The following is a 24,313-nucleotide window of genomic DNA, read 5'->3' on the forward strand; positions in this document are numbered from 1 at the left end:
CTTCGGTGGTCGCCTCATTCCGGGCGGTCCAGCAGATGGGTCCCCGGGCACAGGTATGCCGGGTGGTCACCGCTGCGGTGACCACCCGGCATACCCACTGCCGTTGCTCAGCGCAAGCTGGCGAGGGCCTCGTTGAAGGTGGCCGAGGGCCGCATCACTGCTGCGGTCTTGGCCTCGTCAGGGCGGTAGTAGCCGCCGATGTCGGCCGGGTGGCCCTGGACGGCGAGCAGCTCGTCGTTGATCTTCGTCTCATTGGTGGCGAGGGTCTCGGCGACGGTCGCGAACGAGGCCGCGAGCTCGGCGTCCTGGGTCTGGGTGGCCAGCTCGTGGGCCCAGAAGAGCGCGAGGTAGAAGTGGCTGCCCCGGTTGTCGATCTGGCCGACCTTGCGGGCCGGGCCCTTGTTCTCGTTGAGCAGCCGCTCGGTCGCGCGGTCCAGGGCCTCGCCGAGCAGCTCGGCGCGGGCGTTGTCGGTGGTGGTGGCCATGTGCCGCAGGCTCTCGGCCAGGGCCAGGAACTCACCGAGGCTGTCCCAGCGCAGGTAGTTCTCCTGGACCAGCTGCTGGACGTGCTTGGGGGCCGAACCGCCGGCTCCGGTCTCGAACAGCCCGCCGCCGTTCATGAGGGGCACGACCGACAGCATCTTGGCGCTGGTGCCCAGCTCGAGGATCGGGAACAGGTCGGTGTTGTAGTCGCGGAGCACGTTGCCGGTGACCGAGATGGTGTCCTCGCCCTTGCGGATCCGCTCCACCGAGAACGTGGCGGCCTCGACGGGGGACAGGATCTGGAGGTCGAGGCCGTCGGTGTCGTGGTCCGCGAGGTAGGTGTTGACCTTCTCGATGAGGTGGCGGTCGTGCGCACGCGTCTCGTCGAGCCAGAACACGGCGGGCGTCCCGGCTGCGCGGGCCCGGGTGACGGCGAGCTTGACCCAGTCGCGGATCGGCGCGTCCTTGGTCTGGCAGGCGCGCCAGATGTCGCCGGCTGCCACGTCGTGCTCCATCAGCACGTCACCGGCGGCGTTGACGACCTGGACGGCGCCGGTCTCGGTGATTTCGAAGGTCTTGTCGTGGCTGCCGTACTCCTCGGCCTTCTGGGCCATCAGGCCGACGTTCGCGACCGAGCCCATCGTGGTCGGGTCGTAGGCGCCGTGCGCGCGGCAGTCGTCGATGACGGCCTGGTAGATGCCGGCATACGAGCTGTCGGGGATGACGGCCAGCGTGTCGGCCTCGGCGCCGTCGGGACCCCACATGTGGCCCGACGTGCGGATCATCGCGGGCATCGAGGCGTCGACGATGACGTCGCTGGGGACGTGCAGGTTGGTGATTCCCTTGTCGGAATTCACCATCGCCAGGCGGGGCCCCTCCGCCAGGCCGCGGTCGATGGCGGCCTTGATCTCGGCACCCTTGTCACCGAGCGCGCCGAGCCCGTCGAGGATCGAGCCCAGGCCGTTGTTGGCGGACAGTCCGGCTGCCGCAAGGTCCGCGCCGTAGGTGGCGAACACGTCCGGGAGGAAGGCGCGGACGACGTGGCCGAAGATGATGGGGTCGGAGACCTTCATCATCGTGGCCTTGAGGTGGACGGAGAACAGCACGTCCTCGGCCTTGGCCCGGGCGATCTGGTCGGCGAGGAAGGCATCCAGGGCTGCGGCCCGCAGGACGGTGGCGTCGACCACCTCGCCCTCGAGGACCGTCAGCCCGTCCTTGAGGACCGTGGCGCCGTTCGCGGTGACGAGCTGGATGGTGAGGGTGTCGTCCGCCGGGAGCACCACGGACTGCTCGTTGGAGCGGAAGTCGTCAGCGCCCATCGTGGCGACGTTGGTCTTGGAGTCTGAGCTCCAGGCGCCCATCGAGTGGGGGTGCTTGCGGGCGTAGTTCTTCACCGCAGCAGGTGCTCGCCGGTCCGAGTTGCCTTCGCGCAGAACGGGGTTCACCGCGCTGCCCTTGACGCTGTCGTAGCGGGCCCGCGCATCGCGCTGCTCGTCCGTCGTGGCCTCGTCGGGGTAGTCCGGGAGCGCGTAGCCTTTGGCCTGGAGCTCGCTGATTGCCGTCTTGAGCTGCGGGAGAGACGCCGAGACGTTGGGCAGCTTGATGATGTTGGCCTCTGGCGTGGTGGCCAGCTCGCCGAGCTCGGCGAGGGCGTCGCCGAGGCGCTGGTCCTCGGGGAGGAGGTCGTCGAACGCCGCGATGATCCGGCCCGAGAGTGAGATGTCGCGGGTCTCCACGTCGACCCCGGCGGTGCCGGCGAAGGCCTCGATCACCGGGAGGAAGGAGTAGGTCGCCAGCATGGGCGCCTCGTCGGTCAGGGTGTAGATGATCTTGGCCATGGAGGCGTCTCTCTCCTGAGGTGGTCTGGATGTCGAAGCGATGCGAAGACGGTGCTCAGGTTATCGGCCCTGAGTCCTATCGTCCCTCGACGAAGACCACAGTATCTTGATATCAAGATACTTGCACAACGGCCCCTCTCGGCCGCTGGGCGCGCCTGCTCAGGTCGTGGGCTTGAGGTCCTCCGGGTCGACCACGCCGGTGATGTCCTCGTCGCGGCGGTCCACGCCCGTCACGAGGTGGTAGGTGGCTCCGGCGATCGCGGCGCCGACGATGGGTGCCAGCCAGAAGGCCCACAGCTGCGCAGGTGCGCCGTTGCCGTTGAAGAACGCGACGGCAGTGGAGCGGGCCGGGTTGACCGAGGTGTTGCTGATCGGGATCGAGATCAGGTGGATGAGGGTCAGCGCGAGGCCGATGGCGATGGGGGCGAAGCCCGTGGGCGCGCGGTCGTCGGTCGCCCCGAGGATCACGTAGAGGAAGAAGGCCGTCAGGATCGCCTCGGCACACAGGACGGCCACGAGGGTGTAGCCGCCGGGGGAGTGGTCGCCGTAGCCGTTGGCGGCGAGGTTGCCGGTCGCGTCGAACCCGGAGACGCCGCGGGCGATGCCCCACAGCGCCAAGCCGGCGACCAGTCCGCCGACCACCTGGGAGGCCACGTAGGCCGGCACGTCCCGCCACGGGAAGCGCTTGGCGACTGCGATGCCGATGGTCACGGCGGGGTTGAAGTGCGCCCCGGAGACGTGCCCCACGGCATACGCCATCGTGAGGACGGTGAGGCCGAAGGCCAGGGCCACGCCCAGGAAGCCGATGCCGAGCTGCACGCCCTGTCCGGCGACGACGTTGGGGGCGAAGAACTTCGCCGAGAAGATGGCGCTGCCACAGCCGCCGAAGACGAGCCAGAAGGTGCCCAGTGCCTCTGCGCCGAGGCGTGAGGTCAGTGCCGGTGTGCGCATGCGGGAGTCTCCTTTGGTGACAAGTGAGCCAGGGCGACCGGTGGGCCACCGCCGGGCCCGTGCCGGCACCACTCTCCCGCACCGACGTCCGTTGCACACCTGCGACACCCGCACCGAGTCGCGATCCCCTCCGCCGCGCCATCGCTGTCCATCCCGGGGTGACACGAGGCCATCAGCCAAAAGGACTAGGCGGCCATCCACGGATACGTCTAATGAATGAGGCGATACCGGGACAAAGTGTCTCATTAACTTATCACTTCTTTACCAAATGCTGGTGAAACTCATCCCCGTACTTTACGTTCACCACAACATCAAACGGGCCCAGGGGGGCTCGAGAGGCGGGGTTCGATGGATCAGCAGGGGAACGTCAAGGACAGCGCCAAGCCGCTGGTCAGCAGGCGCACGGTCGCGTTGGGTGCGGCCTGGTCGGTGCCCGTGATCGTGATGGCGACTGCGGCGCCGGCTGCCGCCGCGTCCGCCGGCAACCACAGCGCCGTCCTCGCCACCGCGACGGGGGAGAAGGGGGAGGCGGTCGGCTCGAACCGGCAGGTATCCTTCATCCTCAGCTTCGGATCCATCGTGGGCTCCAACCTCGTCAAGATCACCTCGATCGAGGGGGGCGGACCGTGGACGGTCCTGCCCACGGCGGCCGTGACGGTCGATGCCGCGCACCCGGCCGCGCCGTTCTCGCTGACCCGCCCGGACACCGACAACAGCACCCTGACGGTGGTCGTGCACTACACGGTGAACGGTGTCGCACACACGGTCTCGGTGACCGTCAAGAACAAGGCTAGGTAGGGACTGACCCCATGTCGGGCGCGTCGCGGGGGGACACCGAAGCCAGTCCCCGGGACTCCAGCTCGGCGAGGAACGTCAGCACGTCCGGTTCTACTTCGGCAGCAGGGGCGCCGAAGTCGGCCGCGACGTGTTCGACGATCTGGTCCGTCGTGGATGGCTCGGCCATGGCCGCCCAGATGGCACATGCCGAGCCCTCCATGGCGAACGGCGTGGCGGTCTGGGGAGTCGTCAGGTCAAGCACCACCACGCGACCCGGCGACTCCACCACGGCGACATCGGGGTTGCGGCGCCACACGGGGTCAGTCAAGTTCCACCAGCCCCTGGGCCGCCAGCGTCCGGAGTGCTGCATCCGTGGCCGCCGCGGGATCGACACCCTCGGGCGTCGGGCCGTAGGCCGCGAGCAACACGTCGACCAGCTCCGACACCGGGGTCCAGTCGGGGCAGGAGTCGAGCAGGGTCGTGGCCAGCGCCGAGAGGCGCACCACCTCCCGGTCGACCAGCAGCACGGCCTCACCGTCGCGATCGACCCGGTCCACAGCCGGCAGGTAGCGCGCCCTCACGAAGTCTCACCCACGAGCTCGTCCAACAGCCCGGCCACGTCGGCCGACTCACGATAGGTGATCCGATGCACACCACCCAGCGACTCGCACAGCGCCGCCAGGCGCTGCAGCGGTCGTGCCATCTCGGGCAGGTGCGAGGTCTGGGGCACCAGGGCCACCAGCGCGTCGAGGGTGGGGAGCGCCTCGACGGTGGGCGCGCCCTGGTGATGGGGATCGCGGTTGAGCAGGCACAGCGCAGCGAGGTGCACGCGGTCGCCGGGTGCCGTCAGGCCGACCGCGCTCGGCGGGGTCTCGTTCTTGAAGAGACTGTCCGGTGTACGTCGGACCGACAGGGGCTTCGGGTAGGGCACGACCGTCCGGTCGTCCAGCACGACGGTGGTCTCGTCCGTGACGTACCAGCGACCAGGACCCAGGGTGCTGACCAGGGTCGTCTTTCCGGTGCCGCCGGGAGCCACGAAGGCCGCGGCGGCACCGGTCACCGGGTCGGCGATGCACGCCGCGTGCAGCATGAGGCACTCGCCAGCGCGGGAGTCGATGGCGCAGAGCGTGATGCGCTGGGTGAGCACCTGCAACAGGTCCTCGAGGTCGGGGCGCGCAACCGCGCCGTCGGCGTCCGCCTGCGCCCACGCCTGCGGGTCACTGTCGAAGACCACCTCGGCGGTGACCTCGCCGGTGGCGCCCGCCGGGGCCGCGCAGAACTCCCACAGCAGGGGCAGCCGGTCCAGCACCTCAGCCGCCCGGTCGCCACGCACCCGCACCTCGACGTGCACGCCGAAGGCATCCACGACGGTGCTGTGGCAGGACTCCGGTTCGGCTGCGGTCACAGGCCGCACAGTAGAGCAGTCCGCACCAGCGCACAGCGCATCTGCGCCTGTGTCTCAGCGCGCGTCGACACCGCACCACAGGAGCTGCAGTGGAACTGACCGACTACCTCCGGGTGCTCCGCGCCTACTGGCGCGGCGTCGCCGTGTTCGTGCTGCTCGGGGTTGCCGTGGCGGCCGCCGTCAGCCTCGTCCAGCCCAAGATCTACCAGGCGGATGCCAGCGGCTTCGTCAGCGCGGGCACCACGAGCTCGGCCGGTGAGGCATCCGTCGGCGACAGCCTGGCCAAGTCGCGGGCTGCTTCCTACGTCGACCTGGCGAAGTCGCGGGCCACCGCCCAGACGGTGATCAGCGACCTGGGCCTCACGGCGGCGCCGGCCAGCCTGATCGGTGCCGTGTCGGTGTCGCAGCCCCTCGACACGGTGTTGATCAAGATCAGTGCCCGTGCCTCGACGCCGCGCGCGGCCCAGCAGCTGGCGGACGCCTGGGTGCAGGCGCTCAAGCAACAGGTGGACCAGGTCGAGAACCCGTCAGGTTCGTCGACGCAGGCGCTGCGCATCGTCCCGATCGAGTCGGCTGCGCTGCCGTCGTCACCCGTGTCCCCCAACACCACCCGGAACATCGGCATGGGCTTCGTGGGCGGCCTCCTCCTCGGCACCGCGTATGCCGTGGTGCGCAGCCAGCTCGACCGCAAGCTGCGGCGCGCGGAGGACATCGAGCGCCAGTTCGGCGTCACCGTGGCGGCCGCCATCCCGGCCAGCCCTGCCATGGTCCGCAAGAGCGGTGACCTCGTCCCGCTGGTCGTTGGGCGCCCTCGCGTCAAGGACCCGGTGCACGCCGCCGAAGCCTTCCTGAAGCTCCGCACGAACCTGCAGTTCATGGACATCGACAACCCCCCGCGGGTGATCGTGGTGACCAGCCCGCTGCCGGGCGACGGCAAGTCGACCATCGCCGCCAACCTGGCTGCAGCCCTGTCGATGTCCGACCGTCGCGTCGTGCTCATCGACGGCGACCTGCGCCGCCCGGTCGTGGCTGAGTCCTTCGGCCTGATCGAGGGGGCCGGGCTGACCGACGTCCTCATCGGCCGGGTCGACTACGCGGACGTGGCGCAGCGCGTGGAGTCACTGCCCAACCTGACCATCCTGGCCGCCGGTGGGACGCCGCCGAACCCGAGCGAGCTGCTCGGGTCCAAGGCGATGCGCAGGCTGCTGGACTGGCTCGCCGACAGCGGCCACACCGTGATCATCGACGCGCCTCCGCTGCTTCCGGTCACCGACGGCGCGGTGCTCACCGCCGCGGCCGACGGTGCCCTGGTTGTCGTGACTGCCGGGCGGACCCTCGACACCCAGCTGGGTGCGGCGCTGGCCAGCCTGCACGCCGTGCAGGGCCACACGCTGGGCGTCGTCCTCAACCGCGTCGAGCCGAAGGCAGCGGATAGCGGCTACTACGGCGGCTACTACGGGTCCGCGAAGCCCGCCAAGGGCCGCGCCAAGGGCACGAAGGCGCCCGATCGCCAGGCCGAGATCGCGCCCGAGCGTCAGCCGGTTCGGCTGGTGCGGGCGGTCGAGTCAGCTCAGGCGGGTCACCCGGTCGATGCCGTGCACCCGGTCGACGCAGTCCACTCGGCCGAGGCGGCCCACGCGGTCGAGGCCGCGCAAGCTGCGGCCGACGCGGTCAAGGCAGCGCAGGCGGCCCGGCCGACCAAGCCTGCTCGTGGGCCGCAGCACGGGCCGAACGCCGTCCTGCAGCCACGCGACCGGGCAGCCGCCGGGATGCGTCACTGACGGACCGGCCGCTCAGCTGGTTCTGGTCCCGCTCGACCGGGTCACGAACGCGGCCAGGTCCTGGGACTGCTGGAGCCGGGTCGGCTCGTGCACGTACATCATGTGTCCGGCCTCGTAGTAGGCGTGCTCGATGTTGGCGCGCAGCGACTCGGGGACCTCGAGGTGGGCCACCACGTCCTGTGCTCCGTAGTAGGGGGTGGCGCCGTCGTGGTAGCCGTAGGCGATGTGCACCCTGAGGTGCGGGTTGCCGCGCATGGCCCGCGCGAGCTGCGAGCTGACGTCGACCGGCTTGCCCTCGAACTCCTTGAACGACCACTCGGTCGACGCGAGCTCTGAGATCTGGGCATAGGGCAGGTCGTTCTCGTAGCCCAGCTCGTCGCGTACGTAGTGGTTCCAGGCGGCGGCGTAGGGCCCGCTGATCGCGTCATGGGACGGGTCTGCATCCCACTTCTCGGCGTTGGCGTGAACCAGTGGCCCGGTGAACCGAGCGTCGAGCCGGCCCACCGCCAGCCCCTGGTCGCGGAGCAGCTCGGTGAAGAAGCGCACGTGCTCGACCCTCAGGTCGGCCCGGTCGACGTACTCCTCCGACAGGCCGATCAGGGCGGCGAGACGGGTCACGTGCTCGGCCCGCTCCGCCGCGGTGAGGCGTGACCCCCGTGACAGCGCCCACGGGTAGTCGCGCGCGGCATACTCCTCGGCCTCGGCGAGGACGGTCTTGAGCGACTTGCGCCCGTGCTTGCCGTGGAAGTGGGCGGTGGCGGCGTAGGTCGGCAGGTAGTCGACGTGCGCCCTGTCGTTGCGGAACTCGAAGTCGACGGTCGCGAGGTCGAGGACCGAGCTGATCAGCATGACGCCGTTGACATACAGGCCGTGGCGGGTCTGCAGGTGGTCGGCGAGGGCGGCCGCCCGGATGGTGCCGTAGGACTCTCCGGCGATGAACTTCGGTGACAGCCAACGGTTGTGGCGCGTGGTCCACAGCCGGATCAGCTCGCCGACGCTCTCGATGTCGGCCTTGAACCCGTGGTAGTCCTTGGGCTTGCCGCCCTCGACGGCGCGCGAGTAGCCGGTCGACACAGGGTCGATGAAGACGAGGTCGGACACCGCGAGCAGGGTCTCGGTGTTGTCCAGCAGGCCGTAGGGGGGCGGTGTGGGGTTGCCGACGTCACCGGAGTCGACGCGGCGCGGGCCGAGGAGCCCGAGGTGCAGCCAGACCGAGCTGGAGCCCGGACCCCCGTTGAAGGCGAACGTGACGGGCCGGTTGGTGCCCTTGGGTGCGTCGACCACGTAGGACGTGACGCCCAGCTCGGCCTTGGCCTTGTGGCCCTTGAAGACGCCGTCCTGGAAGACCTCCTCACGGAGCACCATCCGCCCGGCGGTCGCGGTGTAGCGCAGCGCCCGGCGCCCGATCCTGAGGGTATGCCGCGTGGTCACCAGGTCGTCCTTGGGCGGGACCGGCGGCGGTTCGCTGTTCGGTTTGGCTCCGGGCGGTCCGCCCGCCAGCGGTGAGGACTCGGCGGGGGTCGTGGGCGCGGGTGAGGTCTGGGTGGTCTCGTCGGCCATGCGTGGCACCCTAGTGCGGGACGCTGACGGGCTGCCGAGGCTTGGCGCCTTCTCGACGGGCGGCTGAGCCGAGGCGCGGCTAGGTTCGGGTCGCATGGGGAACTCACTGCGCACACCGCTGCTCGTCGCCGTCACCTCGACCGCCCTGCTCGTCCCACTCGTTGCGACGGCCTCCGGGGCTGCGTTCGCAGCTGCGGACGGCCCCGCGGTCGGGGCCACGATGGCGCCGATCGGGGGTGGCTACGAGACGCCGTCGCTCGAGGGCTTCGGGCGGCTGGCGGCGCAAGGTGCGAGCGGCCCCACGGTGGACATCGTGGTGGTGCCCAGCGCCTACGGCGACAAGGCGAAGGACCGGGCCGAGAACCTCGTCCTCGCCCAGGAACGCACCGACCAGGTGGACGCGGCGTGCGACGCGGTCGTGACAGCGCCCTACACCGGGTGCACCGCCCGCCTGGCGGTCCTGCTCAACCGCAAGGACGCGATGGACCCAGCCAACTCAGTCGGGATCGACACGGCGGACGGCATCTACATCCTCGGTGGCGACCAGGGGCTGGCCATGAAGGTGCTCGCCGCCTCCCCGGCCGAGGCCGCCATGGGCCGGGCTGCGGCGGCGGGCGCGACGATCGGTGGCACGAGCGCGGGGGCCGCGGTGCAGTCGCGCAACATGATCAACGGCTACGTCGGGGCGCTCGGGCCGGCCGACGGGCTCCAGCGCGGCAGCACGTTGATGTGGTGGGGCGACGACGCCGACCTCGAGCGTGGCCTGGACTTCGGGTCGACGCAGGTCCTCTACGACCAGCACTTCTACCAGCGTGGGCGCTTCGGCCGGCTCCTGTCGACGATCGCCACCAGCGACGAAAGGCGCAGTGGCGCAAGCCTTCTCGGCCTCGGCGTCGACTACGCCACGGGCATCCACAACACCGGCGACCAGACCCTCAGCGGTGTGTTCGGTGCGAACTCGGCTGCCATCGTGGACTTCGAGACGTTGCACGCCACGCACCAGTGGGTGGGCAAGGTGCCCCTGCTGTCGGCCCGCAACGTCCTCACCCACCTGATCCCGCCCGGGACGGCGAGCTACGCCATCCCGACCCGCGCGCTCTCCGTGGACGGTGCCCTGGTGCCGCCGCCCGCCCCCCTCGCGTGGACCGCGCCCGCAGCGCCCGGCGCCGGCACCCTCTACCTGGGCGGCGACCTCCTGTCCGGCGATGTCCGCGCCGGGGCGCTCCCCGCGTTCGTGCGCACCACCGTCACAGCCGCCGGTGGCGCCGTGAGGCAGGCGCGGATCGTCGTGGTCTCCGCCTCCTCCGGCGACACCGCCACAGCCAGTGCGTATGCCGCGGCCCTCAAGACCGCGGGATGGGCCGGCGTCGTGCAGCAGGTCACCTATGGCACCCCGTCCTGGGCCTCAGCCGCGCTGGCCGGTGCGGCCGGCGTGGTCGTGACGGCCGCCGACCCGACGACCTTGGCTCCGGCCCTGGCCGACCCCGACTTCCGCACCCGGGTGGGAGCCGCAGTCGGGAGCACCCCTGCGTTCCTCGCCGACGACCACTTCGCCGCGGCGATGGGGAGCTGGTGGTCGCCCAAGGCGGACCCGACCAGCGCCACCCTCGAGGACGAGGGCATTGCCGCCTTCAAGGCGGCTGACGGTGACTGGCAGCCGGGACTGGGACTGGTGGCGGCCAACGTGGTGCCACGGCTCAACGGCGACTCGCGCTGGGGCCGGCTCTACGGCCTCAGCCAGGTCGATCCCACGCACCTGGCGTTCGGTGTCGCCGACGGGACGGCAGCGGCGCTGTCCCCGACAGGGGCAACGGTGGCCGGCGGCAGTTCGGTGGTCGTGCTCGACGGGCGCCAGGCGACGTTCAGCACCGCGAGCAACGGCGCCATCGGCGCCACCAACGTCGTGCTCGACGTCTTCGGCCCGGGAGAGCAGCTCACCTCGAGCAGGTAGTCACAGCCTCAGAGTCGCGGTCAGCCGGCCCGGAGGGGCTCATTGGTCACGGTCGGCCGGTCCGGAGGCGGTGACCACGAAACAGTGCGGCGCGTGGAAGCCCCGCTCTGCGAAGGCCGCCTGCACCGCTGCCTGCGCTGCGTCCGCGGCTTTGGTCGGCACCAGGGCGATGGCCGAGCCCCCGAACCCGCCGCCGGTCATCCGCGCACCCAGGGCGCCCGCTGCCACGGCGGCCTCGACCGCCGTGTCGAGCTCCGGCACCGAGATCTCGAAGTCGTCGCGCATCGAGGCGTGCGAGGTGAGGAAGAGCTCACCCACGGCCCGGAAGTCGTTGCGGCGCAACGCAGCAACCGTCGTCTCGACGCGGGCGATCTCGGTGACGACGTGCCGAGCCCGCCGTCGGAGCATGTCGTTCGACAGGGCTGCCAGGGTGGCATCGAGGTCGTCGGACGGGACCTCGCGCAGGCTCGACACCCCGAGCTCACGGGCGGCCTCCTCGCACGACGTCCGCCGCTCGGCGTACTGGCCGTCGACCAGGGCGTGCTCGGCCCGGGTGTCCATCACCAGCAGCGCCAGCCCGTGCGCGCCGAGGTCGAAGGGCACCTGCTCGGTCCGGGAGTCGCGGCAGTCGAGCAGCAGGGCGTGACCTGCCGAGGCCAGCAGGGACGCCGACTGGTCCATGCCGCCGGTGGGCGCCTCGGCGATGCTGTTCTCGGCGTCGATGCAGGCGCTGACCAGGATGCGGCGGCCGTGGTCGGTCCCCAGGAGGTCGAGCACGCAGAGGTCCGACACCGCAGCTCCGACTGCGCACTCGAGGGCAGCCGAGCTCGACAGACCTGCACCCAGCGGCACACGGCCGTCCACGGCCACGTCGAGGCCGGTCACGGCATACCCCGCCTTGCGCAGGGCCCACGGCACTCCGGCGACGTAGGCCGCCCACCCGTCCGGGTGCCCGGGGCCGACATCGGCAAGGGCCAGCTCGACCACGCCCTCGCTCTGGGCGGACACGATCCGCAGCACGTCGTCGGTGCGCGGGCTCACGGCGGCGAAGGTGCGCTGCGGCAACGCGATCGGCAGGCACAGCCCTTCGTTGTAGTCGGTGTGCTCGCCGATCAGGTTGACCCGGCCGGGGGCAGACCAGACCCCAGCGGGGTCGGCGTCGAAGGTGCGCCGGAGCAGCTCGGTCGCGGCTGCGGCGCTCACGGCGCGACTTCGCGCAGCCGCGCGGCAATCTGCTCCGGTGACACGTCGTTGACCCAGCCGCCGACGCCCGACTCGGAGCCGGCGAGGTACTTGAGCTTCTTGGGCGACCGCAGCACGGACATCACCTGCAGGTGCAGTCGCGACACGTCGCGACCCACCCGGGTCGGAGCCTGGTGCCACCCTGCGATGTAGGGCAGGCGAATGGCACTGCCGTCCTTGGCGACGTAGTAGCGGTCCAGTCGTCCGAGCAGGTCGAGGTAGACCGCGGCGAGGTCGTCGCGCTCGTCGTCGTCCAGGGCCGGCAGGTCGGGCACGTCACGGTGTGGTGCGAGGTGCACCTCGACCGGCCAGCGGGCGGCGAAGGGCACGTAGGCCGTCCAGTGCTCGCTGTCGATGACGACGCGGTCCTTGGCGTCCCGCTCGGCAGCGAGGATGTCGGCTCCCAGGAGGCGGCCGGTGCGGGCGTGGTGCTCGGTCGCCTGCGCCAGCAGGGCTGCCGAGCGTTGGGGCACATAGGGATAGGCGTAGATCTGGCCGTGCGGGTGGTTGAGCGTCACGCCGATCTGCTGACCGCGGTTCTCGAAGCAGAAGACCTGCTCGATCTCTGGAACCGCACCCAGCTCCGCAGTGCGGTCTGCCCACGCGTCGATGACCGTGCGGGCCCGCTCGGGGGTGAGGTCGGCAAACGTGGACTCGTGGTCGCTCGTGAAGCAGACCACCTCGCAGCGACCGAGGGCCGGTCGGGTCCGGATCAGCTCGTCGCCGGGCTCGCCGGGCTCGCCGGGCTCGCCGGGCTCGTGGGCGGACACCGGGGAGTAGGAGGGAAAGCGGTTCTCGAACACCACGACGTCGTAGGAGGCCTCGGGCACCTCCGACGGGACGCTGCCGGTCCCGGTCGGGCAGAGCGGGCACTCGTCCTTCGGTGGCAGGAAAGTGCGGTTCGAGCGGTGACCGGCGACGGCGACCCAGTCGCCCACCAGCGCGTCGAAGCGGATCTCCCCGGACGGGGCCCGGCTGCCGAGCGGCCGGGTGTCCTCGACGACCCTGGCAGGGGAGTCGGGGGTGTCGTCGAAGTAGATGATCTCCCGGCCGTCAGCCAGCCGACGGCTGGTCCGGGTCGGGGTCACGGCTGTGCTCGTCTGGTGCGGTCGGACCGGATTCGGGGCTCGGTGGCGATGACGAGCTCGACCCCGGCTTCCCTCACGGCCGTCCGCGCCCTGGGCCCGAGGCCCGCGTCGGTGACCAGGAGGTCGACCGCATCCAGCGGGATGATGGTGCTGAGGCCGACCGTCCCCCACTTGGTGTGGTCGGCGAGAACACACACCTGTCGCGCGGTCTGCACCAGCGCCTGGTTGGTCTCGGCCTCGACGAGGTTTGGCGTCGTCAGTCCGACCCGCGCATCCATACCGTGCACCCCGAGGAACAGCCGGTCGACGTGCAGCATCCGCAGGGCCGCGACGGCGACCGGTCCGACGAGGGCGTCCGACGGGGTGCGGATGCCGCCGGTGAGCACGACGGTCTGCCCCGGCGTGCCGGACTCGTGCAGCAGCTGGGCCACCGGCACGGAGTTGGTGACCACGGTGAGGTCGGGGACCGATCGCACGGCGCGGGCGAACTCGTACGTCGTCGTGCCAGCGGAGATCCCGATGGCCGCGCCGGGCTCGACGAGCTGCGCGGCGGCCTGCGCGATCGCGTTCTTCTGGGACCTCATCAGGGCCGACTTGGCGGTGAAGCCGGGCTCCTCGCTGCTCCGGCCACCCACGGCGAGGGCACCACCGTGCACACGCTCGACGAGACCTTCGGTGGCGAGGTGCTCGATGTCCCGGCGCACCGTCATGTCCGAGACGCCCAGCTGGTCCACCAGCTCGGACACACGCACCGCGCCGCTGTCCTCGACGAGGCCGAGGATGGTGGCGCGTCGCTGGCTGGCGAGCAACTAGACCTCCCTGATGACGGCGACCGCGCCCGCTGCGAGCGGGGTCTCGGGGGTGAACGGACGGTCGGCGACCAGGTCGTGGCCGGTCACCGGGATGACCTGCTCCTGCGCACTGTCGTTGACGAGGAACAACCAGGAGCCATCCTTGCCCCGACGACGAACGGCTTCGACACCGGGCGGCACCTGGGCCGTGGCGGCGACGCCGGCGGCGCCGGTGACCTGTTCGAGCAGCGAGCCGAGGGCCGCGTCGTCGAGCAGGGTGCTGAGGTACCAGGCGGCCCCGCTTCCCGTACCGCGCCGGGTGACGGCCGGGCGCCCCGTGAGGGGGCCCGCGGCATACCGGTCGAGGACCTCGGCGTCGACGGCGGTGACATCCTCGCTCCACAGCGAACCGGTGCCGCCACCCTCGAGCTGGCTGTTTTCGTCGCTCATCAGCGGGAAGTACTCCTCGACGCGGACGCCGAGCAGGTCGCGGAACGCTCCGGGGTAGCCGCCGAGGCGGACGTGGTCGTCGGTGTCGCTGATGCCGGAGAAGAAGGTGACCAGCACCTGTGCACCGGCGTCGGCAGCCTCCGCGACGGCCGCCGCGTGCTCGTCGCTGACGAGGTAGAGGGTCGGGACCACGACCACCTTGTATGCCGTGAGGTCGGCGCTCGGGTGCACGACGTCGGCGGTGATGCCACGGTCACGCAGCACGCGGTGCACGGCATAGGCGGTGGTGGGGTACTTCAGCGCGCTCGACGGCATCGCCGGTCCGTGCGCGGCCCATTGGGCCTGGTAGTCCCAGAGGATCGCGACCTCGGCCTCGACGCGCGAGCCGAGGACCTCGCCGAGCCGCTGCGCCACGTGGCCGAGCTCGACGACCTCGCGGAACCGGGCGCTGTCGCGACCGGCATGGGGCACCAGGGCCGAGTGGAACTTCTCCGAACCCGACCGGGACTGGCGCCACTGGAAGAACCCGAGGGTGTCCGCGCCGCGAGCCACGTGGGCCAGGCTGTCACGCAGCGTGCCGCCAGGAACCTTGGCCGGGTTGATCGGCTGCCAGTTCACCGCGCTGGTCGAGTGCTCCATGAGCAGCCACGGACGCCCACCGGCCAGGCCCCGGGTGAGGTCGCCGCTGAAGGCCAGCTCGGCCTGCGGGTGCTCGAGCTCGGCCACGACGTAGTGGTCGGTGCTGATGACGTCCTGCTCGGCCGCCCACTGGTGGTAGTCGAGGTGGTCGAAGTGTGCGAGCGTCATGAAGTTGGTGGTCACGGGGACACCGGGGGACAGGTCCGCGAGGATCGTCTTCTCGCTGCGGTGGAAGTCCAGCAGCGTGTCGGACTGGAACCGCTGGTAGTCCAGGACGTGGGTCGGGTTCGCGAAGGTCGTCGTCAGCCGCGGCGGCAGGACCTGCTCCCAGTCGGTGTAGCGCTGGCTCCAGAAGGCCGTGCCCCACGCATCGTTGAGGCGCTCGAGCGTCTCGTGCCGGCGACGCAGCCAGACACGGAAGCCGGCGGCGCAGGTGTCGCAGTAGCACGGGATGTTGTGACAGGCGTACTCGTTCGAGACGTGCCACATCGCCAGGGCGGGGTGGTCGTGGTAGCGCTGGGCGAGCTGGGTCGTCAACGCGAGGGCGTAGTCGCGATAGACAGCCGAGCTGGGGCACCACGCCTGACGGCTGCCCGGCCAGAGGGTGTGTCCCTCGTGGTCGACGGGGAGGATCTCGGGATGCGCGGCCGACAGCCACGGGGGAGGGGTGGCCGTGGCCGTGGCGAGGTCCACCGCGATGTCGTTCGCGTGCAGCAGCTCCATGATGTCGTCGAGCCACGCGAAGTCGTACTCACCCTTGGCGGGCTCCAGCCACGACCAGGAGAAGACTCCCAGGGTGACGAAGGAGACCCCGGCCTCGCGCATCAGCTCCATGTCCTCGGACCAGACCTCGCGCGGCCACTGCTCGGGGTTGTAGTCGCCACCCAGGGCGATCCGTCGGCTCGGCCATGAACGCATGGCGGACAGTCTTACGCCGCGTTGCTGGAGATGTCAACAAAAACAAACACTCGCGTGGGCCGGCCCGTCAATGCCCTCCATGGCGGGTCCGGCGCCTCCCACGGCTGCCTGCCGCCCTCACGCCGGAGTATTGGTTTATGGCGTGGTTGAGCCGTTTTCACGGCAGGCAGCGCCACGGTAGAGGATCGTCCGGTCCGTGGACGCCTGGCGCAGTCGCGACCATCTCGTGATCCCCAGACCCTTGACACGTGTTGGTTTCAGCATCATCCTCGTGACTTGTTGATGGTTAATGATCGAATCTGTCGGATGGCGGGTTCGGCCATCGCGCCGGTGCACCCCGTGTCAAAGGAGACCCGAATGACCCGCCCGACCTCTGAGGCCGAGTACCTCGCAAACCTCGTTCCTGCCTCTGTCCGCGGTGTCAGCCGCCGGACCCTGCTGCGCGGCGCCCTCGGCGCCGGCACCCTCCTCGCTGCTCCGTCGCTGCTCGCCGCGTGCGGTGGCAATGGCGGCACGTCCTCTGGCGGTGCCGCGACCGGCACCGTGACGATCGGCTCCAACCAGTCCGATGCCGTCCCGAAGGCGGCCATCCAGGCGGTCATGGACGCCTTCCAGAAGGCCAACTCCGGCCTGACGACCAAGATCAACACGATCGACCACAACTCCTTCCAGGAGAACATCAACAACTACCTCCAGGGCTCGCCCGATGACGTCTGGATGTGGTTCTCCGGCTACCGCATGCGGTTCTTCGCCTCCAAGGGCCTCGCCGGTGACGTGTCCGACGTCTGGAAGAACCTGGCCGGCATGTCTGACGCGCTCAAGACGGCCTCGACGGGTGACGACGGCAAGCAGTACTTCGTCCCCTCGACCTACTACCCGTGGGCGATGTTCTACCGCAAGAGCGTCTTCGAGAAGTACGGCTACACCGAGCCCAAGACCCTGGACGAGTTCAAGACCCTCGGCACGCAGATGAAGAAGGACGGACTCGTCCCGATCGCCTTCGGTGACAAGGACGGCTGGCCCGCGATGGGCACCTTCGACCAGCTCAACCTGCGGGTCAACGGCTACCAGTTCCACGTCGACCTGATGGCCGGCAAGGAGGCCTGGAACGGCGCGAAGGTCAAGGCCGTCTTCGACACCTGGGCCGGACTGCTCGACATGCACCAGGCCGACTCCCTCGGTCGGACCTGGCAGGAAGCTGCGCTGACGCTCCAGCAGAAGAAGGCCGGCACCTACCTGCTCGGTTCGTTCGTCGCCCAGCAGTTCGCCAAGGGGGCGGAGCAGGAGGACCTGACGTTCTTCAACTTCCCCGAGGTCGACTCCAACATCGGCGCGGACGCCATCGAGGCGCCCATCGACGGCTACATGATGGCCAAGCGTCCCAAGAACGAGGCCGGCGCCAAGAAGCTCCTCGGGTACGTGGGTTCAGCCGACGCGCAGAACATCGTCGTCAAGGCCGACCCCAGCGTCATCGCGACGAACGACAAGGCCGACCAGGCTGCCTACACCTCGCTCCAGAAGAAGTCGGTCGAGTTCGTCGGCCAGGCCAAGTCCATCGCCCAGTTCATGGACCGCGACACTCGCCCCGACTTCGCCTCCACGGTGATGATCCCGGCCATCCAGTCCTTCATCAAGAACCCGAAGGACATCGACGGCCTGATCAACAACATCGAGAAGCAGAAGAAGAGCATCTTCGCGAGCTGACGCCCGCGACGACGCCGAGGAGTCACCGTGTCGACCCAGACCACGCCCAAAGGCATCAAGCCGAAGCCGTCCAAGCCGAAGCGCACCAAGTACAAGGGCATCGACCACCTGTCCCCAGTGGACCGGGTCGTCGTCTCCCTGATGGTGGGCATCCCGACCCTGCTGGTGCTGTGGCTCGTCGTCGCCCCGGCGATCGGGTCGGTCCTGCTCTCGTTCACCAACTGGGACGGGATCGGCCCGATCTCCTCGGCCAAGAACGTGGGGCTGCAGAACTACAAGGACGTCCTCACGATCTACCCGCCGTTCGTCCCCGCGCTCCAGCACAACCTGATCTGGCTCGGGGTGACGTTCTTCATCGCCACCCCGATCGGGATGTTCCTCGCGGTGCTGCTCGACCGGGAGGTGCGTGGTTCACGGGTCTACCAGACCGCCATCTACCTCCCGGTGGTGCTCTCCGTGGCGCTCGTCGGATTCATCTGGCAGCTCATCTACAGCCGCGACCAGGGCTTCATCAACCAGGTCACCGGCAGCAGCATCGACTGGTACGGCGACCAGCGCTACAACCTCTGGGCGGCTCTGCTCGCCTCGAGCTGGAGGCACGTCGGCTACATCATGCTGCTGTACCTGGCCGGACTCAAGGGCGTCGACCCGACGCTGCGCGAGGCGGCCAAGGTCGACGGCGCGAACGAGCGCACCACGTTCTTCCGGGTGGTCTTCCCCGTCATGTTCCCGATCAACATCATCGTGTTCGTGGTGACCCTCATCGAGTCGCTGCGCGCCTTCGACCTCGTGTGGGTCATCAACAAGGGGCGCAACGGGCTCGAGCTCATCTCGACCCTCGTCACGAGCAACATCGTCGGAGAAGCCAGCCGGATCGGGTTCGGCTCGGCACTGGCCACCTTCATGCTCGTCATCTCGTCGGTCTTCATCGTCATCTACCTACGCATGGTCATGAGGGAGCAGCGATGACCGCCAGCAGCGAGGCCCCGCAGGTCGCGGTGCCCGGGATCAAGAACCCGCTCATCGGCAAGCGCACCCAGCCAGCCGGCACCAAGAAGGGCAACCGGGTCATTCAGGTGTTCCTCGCGGTGGTGGCGCTGGTCTGGATCTTCCCGGTGGGCTACGCCCTCCTCAACAGCTTCCGTGACTACGACTACACGTCGAAGCACGGCTACCTGTCCCTGGGTGGGTTCACGCTCGCCAACTACAAGGACGCCTGGGAGCAGGCGAACTTCTCGCACACGATGCTCAACTCGGCCTACATCACCATCCCGGCCGTGCTGCTGACGCTGTTCCTGTCATCGTGCGTGGCCTTCGTGGTGGCGCGGTTCGGGTTCAAGTTCAACCTCACCCTGCTCGGGCTCTTCACCGCAGCGAACCTCCTGCCTCCCCAGGCCCTGCTCATCCCGGTCTACCGGATGTTCCGCGCCATCGAGGTGCCGTTCTGGATCAGCGACTCGGGCACCCTGCTCAACTCGTACTGGGGCCTGATCCTCGTCAACGTGGCGTTCCAGACCGGGTTCTGCACCTTCGTCCTGTCCAACTACATGAAGGCCTTGCCGCGCGAGATCTACGAGTCGGCCGTCGTGGACGGGGCCGGGGTGCTGCGCCAGTTCTTCCAGCTCACCCTCCCGCTGTGCCGCCCCCCGCTCGCGGCGCTGGCGACGCTCGAGGTGACCTGGATCTACAACGAGTTCTTCTGGGCCACGGTGCTGTTGCAGTCCGGCGACAAGTTCCCGGTGACGAGCTCGATCAACAACCTGCGGGGCCAGTTCTTCACGGACAACAACCTCGTGGCCGCCGGGTCGGTCGTCATAGCACTGCCCACCCTGCTCGTCTTCTTCCTGCTGCAGAAGCAGTTCGTCGCGGGTCTGACGCTGGGAGCCACCAAGGGATGACGTCGCAGACCGCGGTCCCTCTCGTCGTACTGCGCTCCGCTGGTACCTGTCTCGCCTTCGACACCTCTGGAGAAGGTCTCCCCCGGGTCCTGCACTGGGGCGCCGACCTGCCTGACGCAGCATTGGCCGGCCTCCCCGGCCTCGTTCCCGGGCCGGTGCCGCCGAACGCCCTCGACGAGCCGTGGCCGCTGACCGTGCTGCCCACCTCCGGCGACGGCTGGCTCGGCACGCCCGGGTATGCCGCGCACCGTGCGGGTGGCGCGGCTGCGCCTCGCTGGGACGTCACCGCCGAGCTCGACGGCGAGCGCTCGCTCCGCACCACCGCCCGCGACGGGGCTACCGAGTTGGTGCTGGGGCATGCCCTCGACGAGCACGGCGTCCTGCGCGTCACGCTGTCGGTGACCAACCGCGCCGACCCGGAGGCGGCCGAGGTGCTGGACCTGGGTGCCCTCCGCGCGCTGATGCCCCTGCCGTCGCGTGCCACCGAGGTGCTCGACCTCACCGGACGCTGGTGCCGCGAGCGGTCACCGCAGCGGTCGGCGCTCCAGGACGGCACCCACCTGCGTGCCTCGCGCAGAGGGCGGACGGGTCATGACGCCACCCTCCTGCTCACGGTGGGGACGGCAGGATTCGGCTTCCGGACCGGTGAGGTCTGGTCGGTCCACGTCGCGTGGAGCGGCAACCACGAGCACCTGGCCGAGCGGCTCCCCGAGGGCGCCGGCGTCCACTCCGCGGTCCTCGGTGGCGGCGAGCTGCTCGAGCCGGGCGAGCTCCGGCTCGGACCGGGGGAGACCTACACCGCCCCCGACGTCGTCTTCGTCCACGCGACCGACGGCCTGGACGGAGTCTCGCGGCGGCTGCACCGGAGCCAGCGCTCGACGGCGACCCACAGCAACGACCCGCGCCCCCTCGTGCTGAACACCTGGGAGGCGGTCTACTTCGACCACGACCTCGGGCGCCTCACCGAGCTGGCTGACACCGCTGCCCAAATCGGGGTGGAGCGGTTCGTCCTCGACGACGGGTGGTTCGGCAGCCGCCGCGACGACCACAGCGGGCTCGGCGACTGGGTGGTCTCGACGGACGTCTGGCCGCAGGGTCTGCAGCCCCTCGTCGAGCACGTCAAGGGTCGCGGCATGGAGTTCGGTCTGTGGTTCGAGCCCGAGATGGTCAACCTCGACTCCGACCTGGTGCGGGCCCACCCGGACTGGGTGCTGGGTCCGAAGGCGGGACACCCTCGCCCATCGCGGCAGCAGCACGTGCTCGACCTCGCCAACCCCGAGGCGGCCGCCCACGTGGAGGGGCAGATCAGCGCCCTCGTCTCCGATCTCGGCATCGACTTCATCAAGTGGGACCACAACCGCGACCTGCACGAGGCGGTCCGCACGGACGCCGGTGGCGTCGACCGCCCAGCCGTGCACGCCCAGACAGCCGCGTTCTACACGCTGCTGGACCACCTGCGCGCCGCCCACCCCGACCTCGAGATCGAGTCCTGCTCCAGCGGGGGGGCCCGCGTCGACCTCGGCGTCCTCGCCCGCACCGACCGGATCTGGACGAGCGACTGCAACGACGCGCTGGAGCGGACGGCGATCCAGCGGTGGACCTCGCTGCTCGTGCCCGCCGAGCTGATGGGCACGCATGTGGGCCCGGCGACCGCCCACACCACCCACCGCACGCTGGACCTGTCCTTCCGGCTGCTCATCGCTCTGCAGGGACATGCCGGCCTGGAATGGGACATCGCACGGTGCACGTCCGAGGAGCTGAGCGCCCTGGCCGACTGGTCTGGTCTCTACCGCGAGCTGAGGCCGCTGCTGCACTCCGGTGACCTGGTGCGCGCCGACCTCCCCGACGACCGGGGCCTGCTCGTGACCGGGACGGTCGCAGCGGACGGCGAGACCGCGGCATACACCGTCCTGCGGACCCACAGCGGGACCTCGGTCACGCCGGGCCTGGTCGCGCTGCCGGGGCTTGACTCGACGCGCACGTACACGGTGCGCGTACGACGCGAGGCGGGGCTCCCTGCCGTCATCCAGCACATCGCCCCGGCCTGGTGGGACGAGGCGCTCGGCGACGGCATCCCCGTCCACGGCGCGCTGCTGGCCGGGGTCGGCCTGCCGCTGCCTGTGCTCGGTCCTGCCCAGGGTTTCCTGCTGCACCTGACCTGACAGAATGGCCCGCATGCCTGTCACGCCAGCCCCCGCTGCGCTGCCCCGGATCCTGTCCGGGATGCAGCCGACCAGCGACTCCCTGCACCTCGGCAACTACCTCGGGGCGCTGGTCAACTGGGTCAAGCTGCAGGACGACTTCGACGCCTACTACTTCGTCGCCGACCTCCACGCGTTGACCGTGCCGACCGACCCGGAGGTGCTGAGGCGCCGCACCCGGGCCACCGCGGCCCAGTACCTCGCTGCGGGTGTGGACGTCACCCGTTCCGCGGTGTTCTGCCAGAGCCACGTGACCGAGCACGCCGAGCTCGGCTGGGTGATGAACTGCCTCACCGCGGACGGTGAGGCCCGGCGGATGACCCAGTTCAAGGACAAGGTCGCCAAGGGCCAGAACGCCAACGTCGGCCTGCTGACCTACCCGATGCTGATGGCCGCCGACATCCTCATGTACGACGCGGCCTATGTGCCGGTCGGGGAGGACCAGCGCCAGCACCTGGAGATCACCCGCGACCTGGCGGAGCGCTTCAACACCAGGTTCGGCGAGACCCTCGTGGTGCCCGACGCCTACATCGTCAAGGGCGCGGCAAAGATCATGGACCTGCAGGACCCGACGTCGAAGATGAGCAAGACGGGGTCCTCGCCCAAGGGCCTCATCGACCTCATGCAGGACCCCGCGAAGATCGCCAAGAACATCCGGTCGGCCGTCACCGACACGGACGGCGAGGTGCGCTACGACCCCGAGAACAAGCCCGGCGTCTCCAACCTCCTCGTCATCCACTCGGTGCTCTCGGGCACGCCCGTCGAGGAGCTGGCTGACTCGTTCGCGGGACGCGGTTACGGCGACCTCAAGAAGGAGGTCGCCGACGTGGTCGTCGACCGACTGACCCCGTTCCAGAAGCAGCTGGCGGAGCTGCTCGGCGACCCGGCGGAGCTGGACCGGATCCTCGCCGCGGGCGCAGACCAGGCTCGCGAGGTCGCCCAGGCGACGATGGCTCGGGTGCGTGCGGCCGTGGGACTGCTCCCCAGTGCCCGCTGACCGCCCCGTGCCTGCCCAGAGCGTTCGGTAGGGTCGCCGTCGTGCCCACCATCGGTGTGTCCATCGCCATCCCCTCACCACACGCGGAGATGCTCCAGGCCAAGCGTGCGTCCTTCGGAGATCCGCTCGCCGAGTCCATCCCCACGCACGTGACGCTCCTGCCTCCGACCGAGGTGGAGGGCGACGACCTGTCTGCGGTCGTGAAGCATCTTGAAACCGTTGCCAGCCAAGGACATTCGTTTCCGATGGTGCTTCGGGGAACCGGCACCTTCCGGCCCATCTCCCCGGTGGTGTTCGTCCAGGTCTCCGGTGGGCTGGCCGACTGCGAGCTGCTGGAGAAGGCCGTCCGCCGCGGACCGCTGAAGCGCAAGCTCGACTTCTACTACCACCCGCACGTCACGGTGGCCCACCACGTGTCCGAGGACAACCTCGACCGCGCGTTCACCGATCTCGCCGACTTCGAGTGCACCTTCGCGGTGGGCGAGTTCCACCTCTACGAGCACGGCGCCGATGGTGTCTGGCGGCCGGTGCGTTCGTTCGCGCTGAACGGACGCTGACGTGCAGACACTCAGGGACTGGTGGGCCCGGCTCCAGACGACGCAGGCCTGGCGTGCCTGGAAGCGGTACGGCGACCACCGCGGCAACCTGCTGGCGGGTGGCGTGGGCTACTTCGCCTTCTTCTCCGTCTTCCCGGCAGTGTTGCTGGCCTTCACGGTCTTCGGCATCCTGCTGCGCGACCAGCCCCAGCTGCTCGAGGACACCAAGAACGCCATCAACGGACTGCTGCCCGGCTTCGTGAAGTCGCAGGACCAGCCCAACGGCATCATCAACGTCAACGCGCCCACCGGCGCCGCCCTGTCGATCTCCGGTGTCATCGCCGTGGTCGGCCTGGTGCTCGCGGGGACCGGCTGGCTGAGTGCGCTGCGCGACGGGATCCGCGCGATCTTCGGCGTGGAGGGATCGCCCGGCAACCCCGTGCTCGCCAAGCTCCGCGACGTCGGCGTCCTCATCCTCCTCGGAGTCGGCATCCTGCTGTCCGCGGGCGTCGGCGCCGTCGCTGGGGCGGCGGCGACGTGGGCAGCCGACCTCGTCGGTCTGGGCGGCCAGGGATGGGTCCTGACCGTGGTCGCCTTCGTCGTCGGGGTAGCCCTCGACGGCGTCCTCGTCGCGATCATGCTGCGGCTCCTCTCCGGGGTCCAGGTCCCGTGGCCGGCACTGCGCAACGGTGCGATCTTCGGTGGGATCGGCCTGACCGTGCTCAAGAAGTTCGGCTCGGTGCTGCTCGCCAGCACCACGGACAACAAGCTCTACTTCGGCTTCGCTCTCGTCGTCGGGCTGCTGGTGTGGCTCAACTTCATGTCGCGGATCATCCTGATCTCGGCCGCGTGGGCCGCCAACGACCTCGACACCGCGGGCGGAACGGGCCTCAGCGCCGGCCAGGCGCACAAGCTGGCCGAGGGGCCGGCGCCGGAACCGGTCGACAGCATCCGCGAGCGCACCGACGCCGGGCTCCCGACCTTTGGCCAGCGTGCAGCCGACCGGACCAGCGTGGCCGCTGGCGCGGTGCTCGGCGCGGTCGGAGCCGTGGCCCTGGGCACGGTGGCACGCGGCATACGGAGCCTGGTCCGTCGAAGGTGAC

At 69.9% G+C, this 24,313-nt stretch carries 20 protein-coding genes; 10 read left to right on the top strand and 10 right to left on the bottom strand.

Annotated features, from left to right (window positions below):
- Positions 1–107 precede the first annotated feature (107 nt).
- The gene (locus tag EAH86_RS00895) at positions 108–2,321 is read right to left on the bottom strand and encodes an NADP-dependent isocitrate dehydrogenase (protein ID WP_140736747.1); all 2,214 of its coding nucleotides are present in this window, start codon (positions 2,319–2,321) and stop codon (positions 108–110) included.
- A gap of 159 nt (positions 2,322–2,480) precedes the next feature.
- The gene (aqpZ, locus tag EAH86_RS00900; RefSeq protein WP_140736748.1) at positions 2,481–3,272 is read right to left on the bottom strand and encodes an aquaporin Z; all 792 of its coding nucleotides are present in this window, start codon (positions 3,270–3,272) and stop codon (positions 2,481–2,483) included.
- Between the two features lie 348 nt (positions 3,273–3,620).
- Between aqpZ and EAH86_RS20385 the strand changes: the two genes are divergently transcribed.
- A complete protein-coding gene (locus tag EAH86_RS20385; RefSeq protein ID WP_140736749.1) occupies positions 3,621–4,070 on the top strand; it encodes a hypothetical protein in 450 nt (149 codons plus the stop codon).
- Here EAH86_RS20385 and EAH86_RS00910 read toward each other — a convergent pair.
- Genes EAH86_RS00910 through EAH86_RS00920 form a run of 3 tightly spaced genes read right to left on the bottom strand, consistent with a single transcriptional unit; the run spans position 4,063 to position 5,454 of the window.
- Positions 4,063–4,377 (bottom strand): PqqD family protein, encoded by a 315-nt coding sequence (locus EAH86_RS00910; protein WP_161988536.1) that lies wholly within the window; start codon positions 4,375–4,377, stop codon positions 4,063–4,065. The genes EAH86_RS20385 and EAH86_RS00910 overlap by 8 nt on opposite strands.
- Positions 4,370–4,630 (bottom strand): hypothetical protein, encoded by a 261-nt coding sequence (locus EAH86_RS00915; RefSeq protein WP_140736751.1) that lies wholly within the window; start codon positions 4,628–4,630, stop codon positions 4,370–4,372. The genes EAH86_RS00910 and EAH86_RS00915 overlap by 8 nt, the downstream gene beginning before the upstream one ends.
- Positions 4,627–5,454, bottom strand: a complete 828-nt coding sequence (locus tag EAH86_RS00920; RefSeq protein ID WP_140736752.1) for a hypothetical protein — start codon at positions 5,452–5,454, stop codon at positions 4,627–4,629. Before EAH86_RS00920 ends, EAH86_RS00915 begins: the two co-directional genes overlap by 4 nt.
- A gap of 89 nt (positions 5,455–5,543) precedes the next feature.
- On the opposite strand from EAH86_RS00920, the gene EAH86_RS00925 reads away from it, so the two are divergent.
- Positions 5,544–7,235 carry a polysaccharide biosynthesis tyrosine autokinase gene (locus EAH86_RS00925; protein ID WP_140736753.1) on the top strand — a complete coding sequence of 564 codons (1,692 nt, stop codon included), beginning with the start codon at positions 5,544–5,546 and terminating at the stop codon, positions 7,233–7,235.
- A gap of 12 nt (positions 7,236–7,247) precedes the next feature.
- Here the strand turns inward: EAH86_RS00925 and EAH86_RS00930 are convergent, their stop codons facing one another.
- Positions 7,248–8,795 carry a S10 family peptidase gene (locus tag EAH86_RS00930; protein WP_140736754.1) on the bottom strand — a complete coding sequence of 516 codons (1,548 nt, stop codon included), beginning with the start codon at positions 8,793–8,795 and terminating at the stop codon, positions 7,248–7,250.
- 94 nt (positions 8,796–8,889) lie between these two features.
- Here EAH86_RS00930 and EAH86_RS00935 point away from each other — a divergent pair, with 94 nt between their 5' ends.
- The gene (locus EAH86_RS00935) at positions 8,890–10,746 is read left to right on the top strand and encodes a Type 1 glutamine amidotransferase-like domain-containing protein (protein ID WP_140736755.1); all 1,857 of its coding nucleotides are present in this window, start codon (positions 8,890–8,892) and stop codon (positions 10,744–10,746) included.
- Positions 10,747–10,785: 39 nt separating this feature from the next.
- On the opposite strand, the gene galK is transcribed toward EAH86_RS00935, so the two are convergent.
- Genes galK through EAH86_RS00955 form a run of 4 tightly spaced genes read right to left on the bottom strand, consistent with a single transcriptional unit; the run spans position 10,786 to position 15,874 of the window.
- Positions 10,786–11,949 carry a galactokinase gene (gene galK, locus EAH86_RS00940; protein WP_140736756.1) on the bottom strand — a complete coding sequence of 388 codons (1,164 nt, stop codon included), beginning with the start codon at positions 11,947–11,949 and terminating at the stop codon, positions 10,786–10,788.
- Entirely contained in the window at positions 11,946–13,076 is a 1,131-nt protein-coding gene (gene galT / locus EAH86_RS00945; RefSeq protein ID WP_140736757.1) for a galactose-1-phosphate uridylyltransferase, read from the bottom strand. Before galT ends, galK begins: the two co-directional genes overlap by 4 nt.
- Positions 13,073–13,885, bottom strand: a complete 813-nt coding sequence (locus tag EAH86_RS00950) for a DeoR/GlpR family DNA-binding transcription regulator (protein WP_140736758.1) — start codon at positions 13,883–13,885, stop codon at positions 13,073–13,075. The genes galT and EAH86_RS00950 overlap by 4 nt, the downstream gene beginning before the upstream one ends.
- Positions 13,886–15,874 (bottom strand): beta-galactosidase, encoded by a 1,989-nt coding sequence (locus EAH86_RS00955; RefSeq protein ID WP_140736759.1) that lies wholly within the window; start codon positions 15,872–15,874, stop codon positions 13,886–13,888.
- A gap of 357 nt (positions 15,875–16,231) precedes the next feature.
- Between EAH86_RS00955 and EAH86_RS00960 the strand changes: the two genes are divergently transcribed.
- From EAH86_RS00960 to EAH86_RS00990, 7 genes are read left to right on the top strand one after another with little or no spacing between them, the layout of a single operon-like run.
- Positions 16,232–17,578 carry an ABC transporter substrate-binding protein gene (locus EAH86_RS00960; protein ID WP_140736760.1) on the top strand — a complete coding sequence of 449 codons (1,347 nt, stop codon included), beginning with the start codon at positions 16,232–16,234 and terminating at the stop codon, positions 17,576–17,578.
- A 27-nt stretch (positions 17,579–17,605) separates the two neighbouring features.
- Entirely contained in the window at positions 17,606–18,547 is a 942-nt protein-coding gene (locus EAH86_RS00965) for a carbohydrate ABC transporter permease (protein WP_241668112.1), read from the top strand.
- On the top strand, positions 18,544–19,476 hold the full coding sequence (locus EAH86_RS00970) for a carbohydrate ABC transporter permease (RefSeq protein ID WP_140736761.1): 933 nt from the start codon (positions 18,544–18,546) through the stop codon (positions 19,474–19,476). The genes EAH86_RS00965 and EAH86_RS00970 overlap by 4 nt, the downstream gene beginning before the upstream one ends.
- Positions 19,473–21,638 (top strand): alpha-galactosidase, encoded by a 2,166-nt coding sequence (locus tag EAH86_RS00975; protein ID WP_140736762.1) that lies wholly within the window; start codon positions 19,473–19,475, stop codon positions 21,636–21,638. The genes EAH86_RS00970 and EAH86_RS00975 overlap by 4 nt, the downstream gene beginning before the upstream one ends.
- 4 nt (positions 21,639–21,642) lie before the next feature.
- Entirely contained in the window at positions 21,643–22,674 is a 1,032-nt protein-coding gene (gene trpS / locus EAH86_RS00980) for a tryptophan--tRNA ligase (protein ID WP_194150724.1), read from the top strand.
- A gap of 41 nt (positions 22,675–22,715) precedes the next feature.
- On the top strand, positions 22,716–23,231 hold the full coding sequence (locus tag EAH86_RS00985; protein WP_140736764.1) for a 2'-5' RNA ligase family protein: 516 nt from the start codon (positions 22,716–22,718) through the stop codon (positions 23,229–23,231).
- A gap of 1 nt (position 23,232) precedes the next feature.
- Positions 23,233–24,312 carry a YihY/virulence factor BrkB family protein gene (locus tag EAH86_RS00990; RefSeq protein WP_140736765.1) on the top strand — a complete coding sequence of 360 codons (1,080 nt, stop codon included), beginning with the start codon at positions 23,233–23,235 and terminating at the stop codon, positions 24,310–24,312.
- The last annotated feature ends 1 nt before the right edge of the window (position 24,313 follow it).

Origin of the sequence: Pedococcus bigeumensis (assembly GCF_006438965.1) — a bacterium.
GTDB lineage: Bacteria > Actinomycetota > Actinomycetes > Actinomycetales > Dermatophilaceae > Pedococcus > Pedococcus bigeumensis_A.

What these genes read in the sequence shown, in the direction of transcription:
- EAH86_RS00895 (WP_140736747.1), bottom strand. Translation starts at nt 2,321, where the DNA reads ATGGCCAAGATCATCTACACCCTGACCGACGAGGCGCCCATGCTGGCG.
- aqpZ (WP_140736748.1), bottom strand. Translation starts at nt 3,272, where the DNA reads ATGCGCACACCGGCACTGACCTCACGCCTCGGCGCAGAGGCACTGGGC.
- EAH86_RS20385 (WP_140736749.1), top strand. Translation starts at nt 3,621, where the DNA reads ATGGATCAGCAGGGGAACGTCAAGGACAGCGCCAAGCCGCTGGTCAGC.
- EAH86_RS00930 (WP_140736754.1), bottom strand. Translation starts at nt 8,795, where the DNA reads ATGGCCGACGAGACCACCCAGACCTCACCCGCGCCCACGACCCCCGCC.
- EAH86_RS00935 (WP_140736755.1), top strand. Translation starts at nt 8,890, where the DNA reads ATGGGGAACTCACTGCGCACACCGCTGCTCGTCGCCGTCACCTCGACC.
- EAH86_RS00955 (WP_140736759.1), bottom strand. Translation starts at nt 15,874, where the DNA reads ATGCGTTCATGGCCGAGCCGACGGATCGCCCTGGGTGGCGACTACAAC.
- EAH86_RS00960 (WP_140736760.1), top strand. Translation starts at nt 16,232, where the DNA reads ATGACCCGCCCGACCTCTGAGGCCGAGTACCTCGCAAACCTCGTTCCT.
- EAH86_RS00970 (WP_140736761.1), top strand. Translation starts at nt 18,544, where the DNA reads ATGACCGCCAGCAGCGAGGCCCCGCAGGTCGCGGTGCCCGGGATCAAG.
- EAH86_RS00975 (WP_140736762.1), top strand. Translation starts at nt 19,473, where the DNA reads ATGACGTCGCAGACCGCGGTCCCTCTCGTCGTACTGCGCTCCGCTGGT.
- trpS (WP_194150724.1), top strand. Translation starts at nt 21,643, where the DNA reads ATGGCCCGCATGCCTGTCACGCCAGCCCCCGCTGCGCTGCCCCGGATC.